13 protein-coding genes are annotated in these 19,167 nt (G+C 40.6%); 12 read left to right on the top strand and 1 reads right to left on the bottom strand.

The genetic code is table 11. The features are described 5' to 3' along the window. Positions 1-40 precede the first annotated feature (40 nt). The 7 genes from JKG64_RS00080 to JKG64_RS00110 all read left to right on the top strand — a co-directional run bounded on the left by JKG64_RS00080 (position 41) and on the right by JKG64_RS00110 (position 10,111). On the top strand, positions 41-3,355 hold the full coding sequence (locus tag JKG64_RS00080) for a SusC/RagA family TonB-linked outer membrane protein (protein ID WP_210352317.1): 3,315 nt from the start codon (positions 41-43) through the stop codon (positions 3,353-3,355). Between the two features lie 11 nt (positions 3,356-3,366). Continuing rightward, entirely contained in the window at positions 3,367-4,818 is a 1,452-nt protein-coding gene (locus tag JKG64_RS00085) for a RagB/SusD family nutrient uptake outer membrane protein (RefSeq protein WP_210352318.1), read from the top strand. A gap of 32 nt (positions 4,819-4,850) precedes the next feature. Then, the gene (locus JKG64_RS00090; RefSeq protein ID WP_210352319.1) at positions 4,851-5,615 is read left to right on the top strand and encodes a DUF4843 domain-containing protein; all 765 of its coding nucleotides are present in this window, start codon (positions 4,851-4,853) and stop codon (positions 5,613-5,615) included. A gap of 17 nt (positions 5,616-5,632) precedes the next feature. Beyond that, the gene (locus JKG64_RS00095; RefSeq protein WP_210352320.1) at positions 5,633-7,108 is read left to right on the top strand and encodes a PKD-like family lipoprotein; all 1,476 of its coding nucleotides are present in this window, start codon (positions 5,633-5,635) and stop codon (positions 7,106-7,108) included. After that, a complete protein-coding gene (locus tag JKG64_RS00100) occupies positions 7,109-8,383 on the top strand; it encodes a thioredoxin family protein (RefSeq protein WP_210352321.1) in 1,275 nt (424 codons plus the stop codon). Positions 8,384-8,402: 19 nt separating this feature from the next. Then, positions 8,403-9,707, top strand: a complete 1,305-nt coding sequence (locus JKG64_RS00105; RefSeq protein WP_210352322.1) for a redoxin family protein — start codon at positions 8,403-8,405, stop codon at positions 9,705-9,707. A gap of 188 nt (positions 9,708-9,895) precedes the next feature. Beyond that, the gene (locus tag JKG64_RS00110) at positions 9,896-10,111 is read left to right on the top strand and encodes a nitroreductase family protein (RefSeq protein WP_210352323.1); all 216 of its coding nucleotides are present in this window, start codon (positions 9,896-9,898) and stop codon (positions 10,109-10,111) included. A gap of 368 nt (positions 10,112-10,479) precedes the next feature. On the opposite strand, the gene JKG64_RS00115 is transcribed toward JKG64_RS00110, so the two are convergent. Continuing rightward, complete coding sequence (locus JKG64_RS00115) at positions 10,480-13,209, bottom strand: DUF5695 domain-containing protein (RefSeq protein ID WP_210352324.1); 2,730 nt, start codon at positions 13,207-13,209, stop codon at positions 10,480-10,482. Positions 13,210-13,410: 201 nt separating this feature from the next. Here JKG64_RS00115 and JKG64_RS00120 point away from each other — a divergent pair, with 201 nt between their 5' ends. The 5 genes from JKG64_RS00120 (at position 13,411) to JKG64_RS00140 (ending at position 19,161) form a co-directional block, all read left to right on the top strand. Further along, the gene (locus JKG64_RS00120) at positions 13,411-14,271 is read left to right on the top strand and encodes an AraC family transcriptional regulator (RefSeq protein ID WP_210352325.1); all 861 of its coding nucleotides are present in this window, start codon (positions 13,411-13,413) and stop codon (positions 14,269-14,271) included. Positions 14,272-14,383: 112 nt separating this feature from the next. Further along, the gene (locus JKG64_RS00125; RefSeq protein ID WP_210352326.1) at positions 14,384-15,286 is read left to right on the top strand and encodes a dihydrodipicolinate synthase family protein; all 903 of its coding nucleotides are present in this window, start codon (positions 14,384-14,386) and stop codon (positions 15,284-15,286) included. An 86-nt stretch (positions 15,287-15,372) separates the two neighbouring features. Next, positions 15,373-16,857: an aldehyde dehydrogenase (NADP(+)) gene (locus tag JKG64_RS00130; protein WP_210352327.1), complete on the top strand. Its 1,485-nt coding sequence runs from the start codon at positions 15,373-15,375 to the stop codon at positions 16,855-16,857. 25 nt (positions 16,858-16,882) lie between these two features. Next, positions 16,883-17,881: a 4-hydroxyproline epimerase gene (locus JKG64_RS00135; RefSeq protein WP_210352328.1), complete on the top strand. Its 999-nt coding sequence runs from the start codon at positions 16,883-16,885 to the stop codon at positions 17,879-17,881. A 20-nt stretch (positions 17,882-17,901) separates the two neighbouring features. After that, positions 17,902-19,161 carry an NAD(P)/FAD-dependent oxidoreductase gene (locus tag JKG64_RS00140; protein WP_210352329.1) on the top strand — a complete coding sequence of 420 codons (1,260 nt, stop codon included), beginning with the start codon at positions 17,902-17,904 and terminating at the stop codon, positions 19,159-19,161. Positions 19,162-19,167: the final 6 nt, after the last annotated feature.

Below are 19,167 nucleotides of genomic sequence, written 5' to 3' on the forward strand. Positions count from 1 at the left end.
ACTAACTTATAAATATATACTTACCTTAATTATTGATTACATGCATAGAATATTTGCTAAAAAGGCATTGGTTCAATTTGCTTTGGCTTATTTTGTCTCAATAGGTATACCTAGGGATGTTTTGGCCTCAACCCTTCAAAGCCAGGCGGTGGGGCAGCGAGTTACAGTAGAACAGTTGCTGAAAAAGATTGAACAGGAAACAAGTTATCGTTTTGTTTATGATAAAAGTATCAGTGATCATGTCGTTGTTTTTAGCGGTGACCTCAATAGACCCATCCAAGAAGTGTTAACTGAGACCCTAACCAGGGAGGGCCTCACGTTCCAGTCTTTCGGTAAGAACCTGATATCTGTCAGTGCTAAAAGACAAAGTCAGCAAGGGCGGGTAGTCCATGGCTATGTTACAGACGAAGACAAGAAACCTTTGACAGGTGTCTCCGTTCAGCTCAAAGATGCAAAAGGGCCGGATAGCAATACAGTCACCGATACCCAAGGTTTTTTTACTTTAGTAATTGAAGGAGATAGCCCTGTACTTAGATTTACCTATGTCGGATACGAAGACTATGAAGCGAAGATTGGAGATAGAAATAGTATAGCTGTTACTCTTATTTCCAAAGCGAAGGATATTGAGGAAGTTGTTGTGAATGGTATCTTCTCTCGCAAAAAGGAAAGTTTTACGGGGGCGACATCTTCATTCACCCAGGAAGAAATTCTGAAAGTTGGAAATCAGAATGTGATTAAGAGTCTCAGCAACTTGGACCCGTCCTTTCAATTAATGCCCAATTTTGCTGCAGGGTCAGATCCTAATCAATTGCCTGATATACAATTGAGAGGCCAGACTGGCCTTCCTGATTTGTCTGGAGAATACCGGACCAACCCAAATCTACCTCTATTTATTTTGGATGGTTTCGAGACCACTTTACAAAAAGTAGTAGACCTCGATATCTATCGAGTGAGCCGCATCACAGTGTTGAAGGATGCAGCTTCCAAAGCGATATATGGTTCGCGTGCTGCAAATGGTGTTGTCGTCATAGAGACACTCAAACCTAAGCAAGGAAAACTGAACATCTCTTACAATAATAACATTACATTAGAAGCTCCAGATTTAAGTAGTTATAATTTGGTCAATGCCAGAGAGAAATTGGAGGTAGAGCGCTTAGCTGGAGTTTATACTGCTACAGATCCAATACAGCAGTTACGTTTATCAAAAACCTACAATGAAAATCTTCGCGCTGTAGAGCGTGGTGTGGATACCGATTGGCTTGCCCAGCCTGTTCAGAATGGGGTCGGACAGCGTCACTCTATTCGATTAGACGGCGGAGATGACTATTTTCAGTACGGTGTAGATCTCCTGTATAACAAGGTAACCGGTGCTATGAAAGGTTCAGGGAGGACAGTAGGAGGAGGCGCTATCACATTAAGTTATCGCTACAAGAATTTTGGATTTAATAATTTGCTTACTATCAATCAAAACAAATCCACGAATTCACCCTATGGAGAGTTTTCAAACTTTGCAAAGTTAAATCCTTATGTCACGCCTTTCGATAATCGAGGGCAATTGCAGAAAATTGCTAATTCTTATCCAGGAGAACTTGGCTCTTCAACAGAAAGCATACGGGTATATAATCCACTTTGGAATGGACAGATCGGAACCAAAGATTTTACCCAGTATACGGATATCACCAACAACTTTAGTGTCGACTGGCGTGTGATGCAAGATTTACGTGTGAATGGTCGATTCAGTATAACCAAGCAGACCAACGAAAGTGACCGATTTTTGCCTGCAGATCATACAGACTTTGCTAATTATACAGAAGCAACACGAAAAGGAAGCTATGCAAAAGGAAATGGTAAACTGTTGGACCTTCTGGGCAATATCAATGTCAGTTATCTCAAACAGTTAGGGAGGCATTACATAACTGGGAATGCCGGTTGGGATCTCAGTAGTAATAGTAATACAAATCTAGGTTACATTGTTGAAGGATTCATGAATGAAAACCTCAACTTTCCTTCATTAGGATTACAATATCAAGAAGGGTCAAAACTAACCGGTAGCGAGAGTCTTGTTCGGGATATGGGCGGGTTTGTTTCCGCCAACTATTCTTTTGATGATCGCTTTCTTGCCGACTTTTCCTATCGCCTTACAGCCTCATCTCAGTTTGGAGCAAACGAGCGTGTAGGAAAATTTTGGTCTACAGGTTTAGGATGGAATCTCCATAAAGAAGCTTTTGTGAAGAAATTGGAATTGTTTGACGAGTTGAAATTGCGCGGATCATTGGGATACACGGGCTCCCAAAATTTTAACTCCTTTCTGAGTCTCACAACATTTAATTATTATCAAGACAATTCCTATTTAGTTAATAATGGCGCTTTTGTAATCGCGTTGGCCAATCCAGATTTGCGGTGGCAGAGAAAGAAGGACCTAAATATAGGCCTGGACCTAAAGCTCTTCCAAGAACGTACGTCAATGACTGTGGATTATTATCAAAGCGATACCGATGGTCTTCTGTCTGATGTAAGTCTTCCTCCGTCTGCGGGATTTAACTCTTATAAGGCCAATTTGGGGAAAGTAAAGAATACCGGACTTGAAGTAAGAGTAAATCAACGTATTTATCGTAACGTTCAGAATGGTAATTATTTAAATATGTATGTCACTTTTGCCAATAACAAAAACACATTGGTTGAAATATCCAATGGGTTAGAAACATTCAATGAAAAGCAGGATGAAGGGATAAGCAATATACCTGTCGTGCGCTATGTAGAAGGACAATCCCTAAATACTATTTGGGCTGTACAATCTTTAGGTATCGATCCCTCTACAGGTAGAGAGTTATATCTTACCAAAGATGGTGCACAGACATATGTTTGGTCAGCATCGGATCAGATTGCGGCCGGTAATAGTTTGCCGAAGTACTATGGCAATATAGGATTGGATTTACGTTTACAGGGCTGGCAGTTTAATGTAGGTTTGGGGTATCGTTTTGGAGGCAAAATGTATAATCAGACCCTGGTTGATAAAGTGGAGAATGCCAATGTATTGCAGAATGTCGATCGACGTGTGTTATTGGATCGTTGGCGTTCTCCAGGTGATGTTACCTTTTTTAAAGATATTGCCAATACAGAGCAGACCCAGCCCACGACAAGGTTTGTCGAAAAGCTCAATGAGCTCACGATGACATCGATCGGTTTGTCTTATGAGCTTGATCGCTTACAGTCCGTGCGGGCTATTGGTTTAAGTCGTCTCCGCGTTGGATTAAACAGTAATAACGTGTTTGTGGCATCATCCATGCGTATAGAGCGCGGTACGGCATATCCTTTTGCACGTGCTTATTCATTCACCCTTCAGACCATGTTTTAGTAAATAAAATTATGAAAAAAATTAATACATATAGACGTCTTATTTTCCTAGTGTTTACTCCGTTTGTACTTTTTTCATGTACCAAATGGATTGATGTAAAGCCTCAGACTCAAGTAGAAGAAGATGTTTTCTTTTCCAAAGAATCAGGATTTAAAGAATTGTTAGCAGGTGTATATATCAAAATGGGAGATCCAGCATTGTACGGGCGAGAGATCAATTTTGGGTTGGTCGATGTGCTTGGTCAGTATTATGATCTATCATTAGAGCCAGCATTGGACCAGACCTACCAGCGAGCTGAAAAGGGAAATTATACCGATGTCGCTGTACGTACTTTGGTTGATAATATTTGGGGCAATAGCTACAATGCAATTACCAACCTTAATTTACTGCTACAGAAGTTGGAAGAAGCCGATAAGAATATCTTCCAAGGAGACAATTACAATATCATTAAAGGTGAAGCATTGGGGTTACGTGCATTTATCCATTTTGATATGTTACGTCTTTTTGCGCCTTCATTAGGGGTAGGTAGTGAGCAGAATAAGACTATTCCATACGTAACTATCTATAAAAACCAAGTAACACCACGTGCAAGCTATTCTGATGTTATCTCTTTAATACTAGGTGATTTGGAGCAAGCCGGTGCATTACTGAAGGACGACCCTTTAGTGACAGGAAGATCGGTCACGGTAGATGATGACAACGGTTATCTCACTAATAGGAAATTACGTTTTAACTACTATGCGGTCCAAGCACTAGAAGCCAGGGTACGTTTATGGAATGGAGACAAAGCAGGCGCACTCCGCGCAGCAGAGCGGGTCATTCAAGTTGTCGATAAATTTCCCTGGGTTCAGAATAGTCAACTTACAGGCACAGCCAATAATATAGATCGAACGTTTACTACCGAATACATTTTCGGATTGTTGCAGAATAAAAAGCTGGATAATATCGAAGGCTATATTACGGATCAAGCCCATAATGACCGGCCTCTAGCCATCACACAGGGTACTTTAAATGCCATTTATCCTCCAGCAGAGTCTGCAGCAGATATCCGTAGATCCTATTTGATTAGGTCAGTGCTGAACAATATCTATCTGGGTAAATTATATCAGACCACACAGACGAACCCCAGTTACGCCAATAGAATGCCGCTGATACGCATTCCTGAATTGTATTATATAGCTGCTGAATCGTTGATAGGTATAGACAATGCGCAGGCAGTTGCATATTTAGAAAAAGTAAGAATTGCGCGCGGTGTTAGCAGACGTCTAGCGTCAACACTCACGCCCGAACAGATTGCTTCTGAAATAGCAATGGAGTATCGTAAAGAAATGGCTTCGGAGGGGCAACTGTTCTTTTATAACAAACGGTTGAATAAAACCCTTGTTCCAGGATTTACAGGTAGTTATGATATAAATCATTATACACTTCCTCTTCCGCTCAATGAAGTTGAATATGGACGTTAGTCCTATTATTGATATTTTAATACTTCTTTATTATGTATAGATGTAAATTAATAATTAGTTCATTTTTCCTATCACTATTCATCTTCTTTGGATGTAAAAAAAATGAACAGGATCCATTTTTCAATGGAGCTACAGCCTTAAGCATCAGTGGAGATGCTAAACAAGGTGCTGTGGGAGATTCTCTGATTTTTTCCTTTGGAGTTTTAAATTCGGATGTCACAGACACCCTTATCAAGTTGCACGTGCGTGCTATTGGTGCGCCGGTAGATAAGGATAGACAATTTGTACTTTCTGTAAATCCGCAGCTTTCAGATGCACAATCGGACGAATACGAAATCGAAAAAAACTTCATTATACCGGCAAATTCCCTTTCGGCCATCGTCCCTATTAGGATTAAACGTAGTGCGCGTACTGAATCCGCCAGCGCAACCCTGGTCATGGATGTGAGTGTTAATGAAAATTTCATCCCAGGACCGAAATTAGAGATTGTAGGTCAGCCCACCTCTGGTCCACGTTTTACCTTACGTTGGACATCACAACTCACCAAGCCAGCAGCTTGGGACGACTTTCCTTACGCTGCGTTGTATTTCTGTCTAGGAGAGTATAGTAAAACCAAGCATCAGATTATTATAGATGCCACGGGTATCACGACATATGATGATGTTATGGCTGTTTCAGATCGATGGTATTATATCTACAATAAATGTTTGGAATGGTTGAATACCTATAACCAAGCGCACCCAGATGCCCCATTACGTGATGAAAATGGAGACATCGTCGAATTCCCGATTTTTTAATTGATAACCGACGAATTATGAAAAAAACTACATGTTATATATGCTTTTTACTTTTAGCCGGGACTATATTGTTTTCAAGGTGTAAAAAGGATAACGGAAACTACAATTATATAGAACTACCTGCTTTTTCAATCGATACTACCGGTGTAGGTCGAGTTAGTGTCGAGCAGAATGCTACATTAGCATTAGCGCCCAAAATTACTTTCGAAGGAGATCACAGCACCCTGTCTTTCCTCTGGCGCATCTATTTAGCTTCAGGAAGAGGCGTTATTGACACCCTATCTACCGCAGACAAATTAGAAGAGATTATAGCTAATGCACCAGGTTCGTACTTTATCGAACTTCAGGTCAAAGAACCTAAGAATGGCATTACGGCATTGGCCGTATACAATCTCACAGTGCAGGAACAGGATGCGGTACCTTCAGGTTGGTTAGTCTTCGAAAACAAAGACGGCATTCTCGATCTGAGCTTAGTGAGCTCCAACACTTTTATCTCCGGCAGTAATGTGCCCGAATTAGTATATCGGGACCTTTTATATACTCGCAATTTAGAAAACCTTTCGGGTACAGCACGCCAGATCCAACGGAAAAATAGCGAAATCATACTTTTAACGACCGATGATATGCTCGCTGTCGGCGCATCTAACTTTAAAATAAACAGACATTTTAATCAGTTTTTTTTCAATGCATCAGATGCTCCCTTTGTAAAGGATGCTAAGTCGTATATTAATAATGGCAAAGCTTTTGTCAATGGTACCGATGTGTACCGTGGAAGCGGCAATTTTTTTAATAGCAAGATTATCTCCCTGGATAGCAAAGGATATGAAGCCGCTCCTTATCTAATAGCAGGTTCTTATAACGACTTTTTTTATGATCAGTTGAATGGTCGTTACATCTTGATGAGCGAGGGATCGATAGTAGGGCGTCCTTTTACTAAAAAGGGCGATTTATCCCTTTTTAATCCTGAAAATACAGGACGAAAAATGTTACTTGGAGGGCAGGGGTACCCCATTGTCTCTGATTATTATGAAGAGCTCGTGTTGAGCTCTTGGGGAATATTTACCGATAAAGTAGAGACGGACAGAAGGTACCTAATGATTCTAAACGAAGACAACGGTGCCTTGGCCAACGTAGATGTCAGTAGCGCACCGAATATAAGGGAGGCAGATCTATTTAGCGTAGGTAATTTAAATTCATTTGCACTTTATAGCGATGGACAGACTATCAGAAAGATTCAGGTGGATATGGTTAAAGGTACTACTGCTATTTTTGGAGATGCTGGATTTATTTCTCCTGGGCAGGAAGTGATTACTGCTATGGAGATTTATAAACCATCAAATCAATTCCTTTTCGTAGCCACTTGGAATGAATTGACCAAAGAGGGCAAGCTTTATTTAATTCGTATGAATGAAGTATCAGGAGATCTTACCGAAATAGTGAAGGTCTGGACAGGTTTCGGAAAAATTGAGGCTATGGGATCCAAAATAAATTAGATGAGGAATAATATGAAAGCAGCGTTATTTAACAAATTATGGCTCATTTTTTTCGTTTTGATGCAGACCAAAACCTATGCCCAAAGTCAGGGTGTAGACTTTATTAAAGCCAAAGACTGGAAAGAAGTAATTCAAAAGGCAAAATCAGAAAACAAAATGATCTTAGTAGATTGTTACACCACATGGTGTCATCCTTGCCGGCTGATGACTTCTGAAGTCTTTTCCAAACCAGAAGTTGGCGACTATATCAATACACATTTTATTGCAGTCAAAATTCAGATGGACTCTACCAAAAATGATTCCGAAGCTGTTCGTACCTGGTATGCAGATGCACGAGAGATGATACATCTGTACCAGATTCGAAGTTATCCGACATTCCTTTTCTTTGATCCGAATGGTGAATTAGTTCATCGGAGCGTCGGTGCAGTAGCTGTCCCTGAATTTTTGCGAATAGCCAAAAATGCTTTAGAGCCATCACAACAATACTATACGTTGCTTCATAAACTAAAAAAGCAAGGTGTAACACAGGGAGATTATGTTAGCGCGTTCCATGCTGCACGGGATGCCTATGAAATGGATCGTGCAGACAGTTTATTCAGGATATTTTGGCAGAGATCTACACCGGTAGAACGCAATTCCTTACAGGAGTTGACATATTCTATACCGTTTATTGATACAACAGCGGATCCAGTTTTTCCCTATTTGTGGGATTACGTTATGTCAGAAAATTCAAAGGATCAAAGCGCTTATCTTAATATAGAAAGAAAGGTCAAAAGCCTAATTACCAATGAAATTATAGGCCTTTATAAGCAATCTAGCGGCTCTTCCTCAGTGGATCGTGTAGATAGATTAATCGAAAAGAAATATCAAAAATATTCCTTTGAATTATTGGCCAAAGCGAGAATAGACTATTATCTGAGCCAGCGACAGTTTTTAGCTTTTGTTCATGATGTTGAGCGGCATCATAGCAACTTAAGGTCTGGTATTGATTCGAACGAGCTATTAGGTTACGCTTACCAGGTGTTTTATCATTGTGGTGATTCTTCTTCTCTATCGACTGCAATGTCTTGGTTGGACACAGTTCCAGCCCACTTAGATATATCGGCACTAGTCGTTCGAGGGCTTCTTAATTACAGATTGGGTAACCGCCAAGAAGCATTGCATTTCATGAATCTTGCCATACAAAAATCCCCCATTAGAGATCAAGAAGATTTGAAGCAGATGTTGGTTCGGATAGAGAAAGGAGAGATTCTTTGGCTACCCACTGATATATGATCAAAAAAACTAGTTAACTATGCAAACAAAGAAAATTTTACTCGTTCTATTTACGACCTGGATTACAATGCTTCAGGCACAAAATACAGTTCAAAAGCCCACTTTTGGAATAGGATCCGAAGTTGATCGTTACCCGGAGGTCACTTGGTTACAGGGTACACCCGTCACCAGTTTTGACAAAGATAAGACCTATATCATTGAGTGTTGGGCTACATGGTGTGGTCCTTGTATTGCAGCTATTCCACATATGAATGAGCTGCACAAAGAATATGGAGATAAAGTTGTTATTGTAGGGCAGAGTGCTATGGAAAATGATCTGAGAAAAGTAGAGACTTTCCTTAAATCAAAAGGGGACGGGATGTCCTATCGCGTAGCTTATGCAGGTGGATCTAGTGGGGCTTTTTCAAAGGAGTGGCTTATCCCTGGTCAGATCCGGGCGCTACCGCACACGATTGTTATCCAGGAGAATAAGGTTATTTGGATGCCCCATCCGAATGAACTGACCAAGGAGGTTGTAGAGAGTTTAATCAATAGATCCTTTAATCCAGCTCAAATGGGGGCTTCCTTACACGGAGATCCTATCGTCGAAGTCAGAACGTTAATACGTTCTAAAGAATATACAAAGGCTACATCTATTTTAGATAGCATTCTTTTAAAAGAACCTAATAATACGGAGGCTTTGGTGGTCAAAAGTACTGTTATGCTTCACACTGGTCATTATGATGAGGCTGTTCAGTTATTAATGTCCGAGCATGAGCGGACATTGAGTTCAGCTGTAGCTTACCGCCTTTACCAGACATTGCAGGAAGGCAATGATAGCCTCACGTTAAAGGCCCTTATCGAGCATGATATTGACCGTGGTTTACTGACCAATAATACAGCTCTTTTAGATATTGTTTCAGAGGGTTATAAAATATATGCACTAGAGGGGGATGGTAAGAATCTTGCCGATTTCATACAGCGTGTTAGGCTTAAAAGTACCGTTTCAAATCCACTTTTGGCTATGCTGGCCATAAGTCCCTATTATCCTATTGAAGACAATACAGGCGACGTGACTAAAGAGCTTTTTGAAACCGCCGATCATTTTTTCAAAATGAGCCAGATGGAGTTTATTTACCTATATAAACTTGTCGGAATGTTTTGGGAAAAGGGTGAGCGAGATAATGCGCTACAGATTTTAAATATGTCTATTGCAGCAGGTAGACGGGACGGTTTACCAGAAAATCGGTTAGAAGCGATGAATGAGCTAGCAACAAAAATACTTAAGGGAGAATTCCCCTCCGAAGAGCAATTTAGAATCTTGATGGACCATGCACGACAATAATAAATAAGATCTTCCCTTTTTTATCGAAAAGTATGTTTTTATGGATCAGTTGCTTTTGTTTTTACAAAAACTAGATGAATCATTGCAGGGTGTTAATGATCGAAAGACATTAACACCCTGTGATGGTGAAGGTCATGTAGAAAACAGGCCCTGCAGAAATAAAGTCTGTCAATATATAAATGATAATTATGCGGTGCCTTTATTGTGCCCATGCTATGGGGTTGGCAACCTGTCCGTTGGGAACTGTCGTACCGATATTGAATAGGCCGGAAAACGCAGATATTTTGGATTTGCTTAACATACCTAAGGATTATGAGGTAGCAATCAATATGGCACTCGGATATCCAACAGAAAGCCCTGAACCTCCTATCCGATATAGTGATAAGATTAAGATTGTTTTATAGCCAACAGTTATATTTATTAGATTTTATTTTACAAGAACGTAGGAGGGAGCTTTATTCCGAGGTCTGAGATGGGGAGATGTTAAGCGGTTAAATAACGAGGGTAGAGCGATAACTCTTGAGCGGTATGCTGAAGACGGTACGATACCTTCAGCCTAATGATCCTAGATTTAATCTTCCAATACCAGAAGGATTGCTTGACTTAAGGGGTATAGTGCAGAACCCGCGATAGACCAAAAGAAAGGACGCAATCAGATTGATGATTGCGTCCTTATAAAACCTAACGAAAGTTTATTTTTTTGACGAAAAGCTTAAAGAGGTGTCCTCTAAATTTAAGGAGTGGCTCTCAGTTTTAAAGAGTACAATACCTATCATTTCGATTTTGTTAACGTAATCGTCTTTGTAGAATTTGGAATCTGATATCTACCCAGCTTATCTTTTCGCATACCTTTTATTTCATAGTTACTCTCTGGGTTAATAACCAGTAGGGTATTCGGCGTATTATTCTGATGTTGTGTGCTAAGGTGTAATGTGACACTGCGATCGTTTTTTTTGTATACCAAAGAATCAATTTCGCCTGCATCTGTAGTGGCCCATAGGTTTTCTTTGGCTAGGAATATACGTCCTTTGGAAGCTGTTGTAATAGCTACATCTATTGTTTTTTTACTTTCTTTAAGGTTTCCACTGAATGCTAACCAGCCGAATTCAGGATGCTCAATAATATAGGTTCCTGAATTGACCGCATATCCGTAAAATCCAGTGCCATAGTCTCCAGAGATACCATCATTGGCTAGGGTCGACGGGTACGAATGGAATGCGCCAGGGCCAAAACCCTCTTGTGTTACGTTGGCCAGAGCTCCCATCATACCGGCGTGTCCTATGCGAAGCAGGTAAAAGTCGTTAGGGTTGTCCCGATATTCTGTAAGTACAGGGATGGCATTTAGTGCTGAGCCGTAATGGTGTAACTGGCGTTCGATACGTGATAGTTTGCCACCGTATACAAAGTCCCAATAGCGACGTGCACTACCGTTGTAACCCCAATGTGGTACAGTTGGCATGTATGCAAGGATAGCATTTAGGGTTACCTGTGCTTTATCGTCAAATCCGAAAAAGCGAGACCATACGTATACTTCTTCCTGACCGGTAGAATCCCAAGGCATTTCACTGCCAAAAGGATAATTAAGACTTTTCCAATGTTCAGCACGTTTTCGCATGACAGCTTCTAGTTGATCGGCCTGTGCGACAAGTCCCTCTCTGCGTAGATCCTGAAGAATGATGAGAAAGATGCTGCCTTCCATCTGACCAAATTGAGCATAATAAGGGGCTTTCTCAACCATAGCGATACTGGTATGGAAAGCACGATCTAAATAAGTATCCCAGGTTTCTTCTTGGACAAAATTGTTGTAATTGCGGGCAAGACGGTACATCACCCAATGAGCAGCTGCTACATGCGGGTAATTGTATGAACGTCCAATATCGTCTGCTTCTTTTTTCTTCCATGCCGACCACGTATTCCAATTGATGGTCGTATCGTAGGTTCCAGTAGGAAGAGAGTCTGGTTCGTAGTAGAATAAGCTCTTGACTACACCATATTGCTTGTCACCCTCTTTGTGCTGAATGCGACCATACATAGTCTCATTGACAAAGCGTTTTAATTTTGCAATCTCGTGCGCATTGGGCTGAAGTACCTGTTTCATAATTGCTGCGAGCCAACTTGCTGCTCCTGCCTCGTCACTAAGACCTGCATACCATGCACGCTGTTCTTGGGTGATTTGTTTTTGCTCTTCATAATCGTATGAAATAACGGATGGAGACCTGCCGAATAAATCATCATTGTTTTCATACCATTGCGTAGTCGTTAAGAAATTTCCTAGGTCATTTATTACGTCAACTTCTGATTTGATGACTTTGTAGTGGATGGTTTGTTGTAGACCGTCTTGATAAGTGACTGTAAGCCTCGCACGTCCCCACTGATTACCTTTTACTTCATATTGATTCCATTTATCGGGAGTTGATTTAAGTTTGGTAATAGTTAATGCGCCGTCAGGGTATATGGCTATGTTCTTGATGGATTTGTCATGTTTTATAAACAACTTGACGGGATTGTCCATGGGAACTACATACCCTGGTGCACCTACAGCAACAGGTCTGTTGTTCTTTAATAGTTCGCTTTCAATCTGTTTTATGCCTTCAGCAAGTACAAATTTTAATGCGAATGTTTTTGATTCTTTGGGCTGTAATAAGGTCGATGTAGGTGTATTCCACTGCTCGACACCTTTCCAATCTGTTTCTGCATGTGCTTTGCTATGGATCATCCACTCGTGAAATCCTTCAAAGGTAATACTTCTTGGAGTGGGATCGCTATTTAAGGGGTTGTAAGCTTCGAAACCTGCATTTTCGTGAGGTAATACGAGTAAGCTAGATTCTCTGCCATGAAGATGGTTGACCTGCATGTACCCAGCATCTTTGCCGATATAAGGGTCAAAAAAGACATTCTGTGCATGTGCCTGATCGAGGTTCTTCCAGTCCATATTGTTGTTGAAAGGTAGTGGAATGCCTAATGAACCGATTTCTATAACTTTGTCTGTAGGATTGGTGACCTGAAAGCTTAACACTAAATCTCCGTCGATATTCTGCCAGTTGCGAACAATTTTTAAGGGTATGTTGCCTAGTGTTGGGGTAAGATCTGCAGAAGATAGTGATTGTGTCGATGGTGTTAATGTGATGACATCCTTTCTGTCTGTTGCTGATGAATAATTGGTCCAAGAGGTTTCGCCAGCACTTCGGAGACTCATTGTGATGTCTCCAATATGAAAAAAGTTGTTGCGGTCGCGTTTGGAGAGCATTTCTACAGGTGTGTAGTCAAAATTCTGGTCTCCAACTGCTTTTTGAAATGCCGATAAAGTTTGTGAAGAATTGAGAACCTTTATTTTCAATTTGTTCAGGTCGAAGCTTTTTTGCCCCTTATCAATTCCTAATGTAGCAGGTTGCTTTTTGACCGCTTGCCATACAGGATGCTCATTCTGTTGAGCATGTACTTCTGGCGTAACATGTACATATAGTAATGTAAAAAGGAGATAACAACTTTTTTTTAGATTCATTCTGATGAGATTTAAAAATTAATGGATGGTACTATTAATCTATTTAACAGTTACAAATATGGCTTATTGTGTGGTTTTTTTTTGAACATAATTTAACATACAGTAGCCAGTTTTTAACATAATTCTTCAAAATATTTGTTTTATAAAATTTGAAACCATAGATTTAATGTATAATTGACATTTATTATAAACTAATTTACTATGAAGCCCATCCAATACCGTGTCCCTGTCCCTAAGGATAGGTCAGTTTTTATACAGGAAGATGTTTTAGAAAAGTTTTATCCTTATATGCACCGGCATGAAGAATATCAGTTAATCTGGATTATGGAAGGTGCAGGGCAGTTACTGGTAGATGATAATGTACACGAATTTGAAAAAGGAGATATTTTTTTGCTAGGATCGAATCAGGCACATGTATTCAAAGGTCGCTTAGGGGGATTGGTTAAAAGTGTTTCGGTTTTCTTTAATCTTAAGGGGGCATTGTCCAATATATTGAACATGCCAGAGTTGAGTGTCTTGCTTGATTTTGTTGCTAAAAGCGGACGTGGATTTAAAGTCCCTGCTAATGATCTTACCCATATCAGACGTCGAATAGAAATTCTGAAAAAATCCGACCGGTTGGATCAATTAGTTAATTTTTTCTATCTTCTGAAATCATTGAATAAGATTTCGGCTCAGCTTAAGCCACTGTCGGGTGTTTCTACTGTTGAATTTGGTTTAGGAGGCTCTTTACGAATTTCATCTTTGTGTAAGTTTTTGGAGGATAATTACAAAGAGAATATCAGCTTGGGCGAGATCGCAGAAAAAGCCAATCTTACTCCGCAGGCTTTCTGTAGATATTTCAAAAAAAGTACAGGTAAGACTTTTGTAGCTTATCTGAACGAATTGCGCGTACGGGAAGCTTGCAGGATGTTGTCTGGTAAAGAGGAGGACAGTATCTCTATTGTAGCATACAATTCGGGATTTAATAGTATTACCAATTTTAATCGTGTCTTTCGGACGGTTTTGGGGGTATCTCCTAAAACGTATCTCACTAATTATCAAAATTCTCTTTACAGATAGATGAAATGTTAATATCCAATAAGTAATTATTAAAAGTTGATTAGTTAAGTCATTATTTAGTTGGTTTCTTTGATAAAACGAAATTGTATATCTAAGTAATTAAACAAAAACTATGATTGAATTAAATTGGGAAGGGGTTTATCCAGCGGTGTTGACACCTTTTAAGGAAAATGGCGATATTGACTTTGAGATGTTTGCAAAGAATACGGAGGCACAGATTAAAGCAGGTGTGCATGGTATTATTATTGCCGGTTCTCTAGGGGATGCCGCAGTTCTAGAAATGGATGAAAAGTTTGAACTGTTGACATTTACGATTAAGGTGGTTAATGGCCGTGTTCCAGTGATATTAAACATTGCAGAGAACACGACAAAAAATGCAGTCAATTTTGCTGTTAAAGCGAAGCAGTTAGGTGCGGATGGTTTGATGTTACTGCCTCCTATGCGTTACAAAGCTGACGATAGAGAAGCTGTTGAATATTTTAAAGCTGTAGCTAATGCAACAGATCTACCGATTTTGATTTACAATAATCCCGTAGATTATCCCGTATTCGTGTCGCTAGCTATGTTTGAAGAATTGCAGTTATGCCCAACAATCAAGGCTGTCAAAGAGTCGACGAGGGATCTTACGAATATCACCAGGATGAAAAATAGATTTAGGGACCGTTATAAGATACTAGCTGGAGTCGATACGATATCGCTAGAGGCATTGGCCGTTGGTGCCGATGGTTGGGTCTTTGGTTTAGTGGATGCCTTCCCTAAAGAGACCGTAGCAATGTACAACCATGTTAAAAATGGAGAGTTTGCTAAAGCATTAGAATTATATCGATGGTTTATGCCATTGTTGGAATTGGATATTCATCCGAAACTGATACAGTATATCAAGTTGGCAGCAACGGCAGAAGGTATAAGTACACCATATTTGCGTGCTCCAAGGCTTCCACTAGTTGGAGAAGAAGCAGAGAGGATAAATAAAGTTATCGCAGACGGTATCGCAAGTCGTCCAAAATTAGATTAGAACATCCTATAAATGTTATATGCAATAGGCGATTGGTGTATGCCTTTCGCCTATAATTCGTTTTAAGTGAAATAAAGCCGAAAAGAATGAACCAACCAAAGATATTTTTAGAAGAATGTGCGCATTTAGCAGCAGAGGCTTTTCAGTTTTTAAAGTCCACGACAGTCGCAGACCGAGCTAAATTTATGCATGCGGTAGCCGATGAGATCGAAGCTATCGGGCAGGAATTGTTAGATGCAGCGCATGAAGAGACCGCATTGCCGATGGGACGTCTTGCAGGAGAGAAAGCAAGAACAGTAAATCAATGGCGTAGCTATGCTAACGCGGTAGCATCTGGCCTGTATACTGAAGCTCGGATCGATTTGTCAGAACCGGAAAAAGGCAAGAGCGATATTCGGAAATATAATATAGGAATAGGCCCTGTATTGGTTTTTGGTGCGAGTAATTTTCCATTTGCATTCTCTACAGCAGGAGGTGATACCGCCAGTGCTATCGGAGCCGGATGCCCAGTCCTTGTAAAAGGTCATTCGGGACATACCAAAACGTCTACTATTATGGCACGGACAATTACGGAAGTGGTTGCTCGATTTGGTTGGCCTAATGGAATATTCAGCCATATATTAGGTAATAACGTAGATGGTACAGACTTGAAAATAGGAGCTTATCTGGCTGCCCATCCTTCTATCAAAGCAATTGGGTTTACGGGCTCTTATTATGGTGGTAAATCGTTGTTTGATATTGCTAATCAACGGGAAGAACCTATTCCAGTTTTTGCAGAAATGGGAAGTGTCAATCCTGTATTTGCTTTTACGCATTTATTGAATGAAAGCGCGGAGTCTTTGGCTAAAGAATATGCGTCTTCACTTACATTGGGCGTTGGGCAGTTTTGTACGAACCCAGGAGTTTTTATTGCGGTGAAAGGGACAGGGCTAGAACGCTTTAAGCGCGCTCTCGAAGCTGAAATAGTGAAGATAGAACCAGCTACGATGCTGAATAGTGGTATTTATTCTCATTTTGAAAAAAATAAAAAAATGCTACAGGATCAAGGTGCTGTGGCAGTATTGACAGAATCAGCTATAGCAGCTGATGAGGGACAAGGAGCGCCTATCATTGTTCATACTTCCGCTGTTAATTTTTTGAAAAATAAGGTGTTGAGTGAAGAGGTGTTTGGGCCTTTTGGGATATTGGTCGAAGCGGATGATTATGAGCAGGTGTTTGCTATTGCCCAACAACTCAAAGGTCAATTGACCATTACGGTGGCTGCACAATCTCAGGATATAGTAGAACATGGGGATACCATACATGTATTAAAAGATAAGGCAGGACGACTTCTGTTTAATGGTATGCCGACAGGGGTTGAAGTGGTATATGCCATGCAGCATGGAGGACCGTTTCCGTCGTGTACTGATCCAAGGTTTACATCGGTAGGACCTGACGCTGTAAAGCGATTTGTCAGACCTTTGGCATTTCAGAATTGGCCGAACGCCTTTTTGCCAGAGGAACTAAAGAATGAAAATCTTTTAGGTATTACTCGTATGGTAGATAATGTACTTACAGTAGGACGTGTTTAAGTAGAATTTGTATTGATATATAACGATGAAGAAAACTTTTTTTTGTGTTGACTCACATACTTGTGGGTGTCCGGTACGATTGGTCGCTGGTGGGGGGCCCGTGCTGAAAGGGAAATCCATGATGGAACGTCGCTTGCATTTCATGGAAGAATATGACTGGATACGTAAAGGTTTGATGTTTGAACCTCGAGGACATGATATGATGAGTGGCAGTATTTTGTATCCCGCGATAGATCCGAATAATGATACGGGGGTACTTTATATCGAAACTAGTGGATGTCTACCCATGTGTGGTCATGGTACAATAGGTACTGTGACCATTGCTATTGAAGAGGGGTTGGTGATTCCAAAGGTGCCGGGCAGATTGAGACTGGAGACACCGGCTGGTCTGGTCTTGATAGATTATGTGCAAGAAGGAGAAAAGGTTAAAACTGTGAAGTTGACCAATGTAAAGTCGTTCCTTTATAAGGAGGCATTGACTGTAGATTGTCCTGACTTGGGAGAAATTGTCGCGGATGTCGCTTACGGTGGTAATTTTTATGCGATTATTGATCCACAAAGGAATTTTAAAGATATCAGTGTTTTCTCTGCAAGCCAATTGATCCATTACGGAAAGCTAATCCGTAGTCTGCTGAACGAGAAATATGAATTTGTGCATCCCGAAGATGAGAACATTCATGGGTTGAGCCATATCCAATGGACAGGAAAGCCGTCCAAAAGTAATTCGACAGGACGAAATGCCGTGTTGGTGGGTGAAAATGCGCTAGATAGATCTCCCTGTGGAACTGGCACTTCCGCTCGTATGGCACAGTGGTATGCGAAAGGAAAATTGAAAAAAGGAGAAGAGTTTATTCATGAAAGCTATATTGGTTCACAGTTTATCGGTCGTGTTGAAGAGGAAGCAACTATTGGAGGAGGAGTCGCGATCATACCTTCTGTAGAAGGTTGGGCTAGGATCACAGGATACAATCAAATCATAATTGATGATGAAGATCCCTACAAAGAGGGCTTTCAGGTGATGTAATTAATTAATAAAAAGAAAAAGTGTCAACACGTAATAAAGGAAGGGTGGCGGTCATAGGAGCCGGCATCGCAGGTTTATCAACGGCTTATTATCTGTTAAAGGATGGATGGGAAGTCTGTGTTCTAGAAAAAGGGGATGGTATGGATAATTGTTCCTACGGAAATGCAGGAATGATTGTTCCTAGTCATTTTACACCATTGGCTGCACCAGGCATTGTGGCGCAAGGTGTAAAGTGGATGTTGGATAGTAAAAGTCCCTTTTATGTACGGCCATCGTTAAATCTTTCACTGATCGACTGGGGGCTTAAGTTCTTAAGACATGCCAATGAAAAGCATGTTAATAAAAATGCAGAGGCGATCAGAGACTTGAATTTAGCAAGTAGTAGAGCATATGATGTATGGGCTGAAGAAGATGGTTTTGATTTTGAGCTAAGACAGAATGGAATAATGATGCTCTATAAATCCGAAGAGGTACAGCATGAAGAAGTCGAGTTGGCTGAAAAGGCGTTAAAACTGGGCTTAGATATCGAAGTCTATGATAGGGCGGGGATTCAGGAGCTGGAGCCTAATCTTCGGATGGATACATTGGGTGGAATATTGTACAAATGCGATGGTATTATGTACCCACCAAAGCTCATGAAAGTATTAACCGAATACCTGACAAAGCATGGTGTCCAGTTTAATTATCAGACTGAAGTAACGGAGTTTGGCTTTTCAGGTAAGAAAGTCACGGAAATTCAAACGACTAAAGGTTGCTTTGGTGCGGATGAGATTGTTGTGACGGGGGGAGCATCATTACCGGTATTAGCTTCCAAATTGGGACTGAAATTACCTCTGATGCCAGGGAAGGGATATTCTTTTATGTACAATCCACAGGAAGATACATCGATGACACACGCCGCTTTGTTGCTAGAAGCAAGAGTGGCGGTCACCCCAATGAATAATCAGATTCGTTTCAGTGGTACGATGGAACTCGGACCAGCCAATGATAGAATTTATGAAAATCGGGTAAGGGGGATTGTTGAATCTATTCCAAAATACTTTCCAGATCTAAAAGTTGATTATCCACAGGATATTTGGTACGGTTACCGACCATGTTCGCCTGATGGTCTGCCGTATCTCGGACGTGCTTCAAAATATATAAATGTAAGTATTGCTGGTGGTGGAGGGATGATGGGACTTAGTTTAGGACCCGCCTATGGAAAGTCTATTGCCGCTATTTTGTCCGGTAGACCTACCGAAACCGATATCCAGGGCTTCACTCCAGATCGGTTTTATTAAAGCTAG

This window comes from Sphingobacterium tabacisoli (assembly GCF_017908035.1).
Lineage (GTDB): Bacteria > Bacteroidota > Bacteroidia > Sphingobacteriales > Sphingobacteriaceae > Sphingobacterium > Sphingobacterium tabacisoli.

Coding starts and splice junctions, on each gene's coding strand:
- JKG64_RS00080 (WP_210352317.1), top strand. CDS start 41: ATGCATAGAATATTTGCTAAAAAGGCATTGGTTCAATTTGCTTTGGCT.
- JKG64_RS00085 (WP_210352318.1), top strand. CDS start 3,367: ATGAAAAAAATTAATACATATAGACGTCTTATTTTCCTAGTGTTTACT.
- JKG64_RS00090 (WP_210352319.1), top strand. CDS start 4,851: ATGTATAGATGTAAATTAATAATTAGTTCATTTTTCCTATCACTATTC.
- JKG64_RS00095 (WP_210352320.1), top strand. CDS start 5,633: ATGAAAAAAACTACATGTTATATATGCTTTTTACTTTTAGCCGGGACT.
- JKG64_RS00100 (WP_210352321.1), top strand. CDS start 7,109: ATGAGGAATAATATGAAAGCAGCGTTATTTAACAAATTATGGCTCATT.
- JKG64_RS00105 (WP_210352322.1), top strand. CDS start 8,403: ATGCAAACAAAGAAAATTTTACTCGTTCTATTTACGACCTGGATTACA.
- JKG64_RS00110 (WP_210352323.1), top strand. CDS start 9,896: ATGCGGTGCCTTTATTGTGCCCATGCTATGGGGTTGGCAACCTGTCCG.
- JKG64_RS00115 (WP_210352324.1), bottom strand. CDS start 13,209: ATGAATCTAAAAAAAAGTTGTTATCTCCTTTTTACATTACTATATGTA.
- JKG64_RS00120 (WP_210352325.1), top strand. CDS start 13,411: ATGAAGCCCATCCAATACCGTGTCCCTGTCCCTAAGGATAGGTCAGTT.
- JKG64_RS00125 (WP_210352326.1), top strand. CDS start 14,384: ATGATTGAATTAAATTGGGAAGGGGTTTATCCAGCGGTGTTGACACCT.
- JKG64_RS00130 (WP_210352327.1), top strand. CDS start 15,373: ATGAACCAACCAAAGATATTTTTAGAAGAATGTGCGCATTTAGCAGCA.
- JKG64_RS00135 (WP_210352328.1), top strand. CDS start 16,883: ATGAAGAAAACTTTTTTTTGTGTTGACTCACATACTTGTGGGTGTCCG.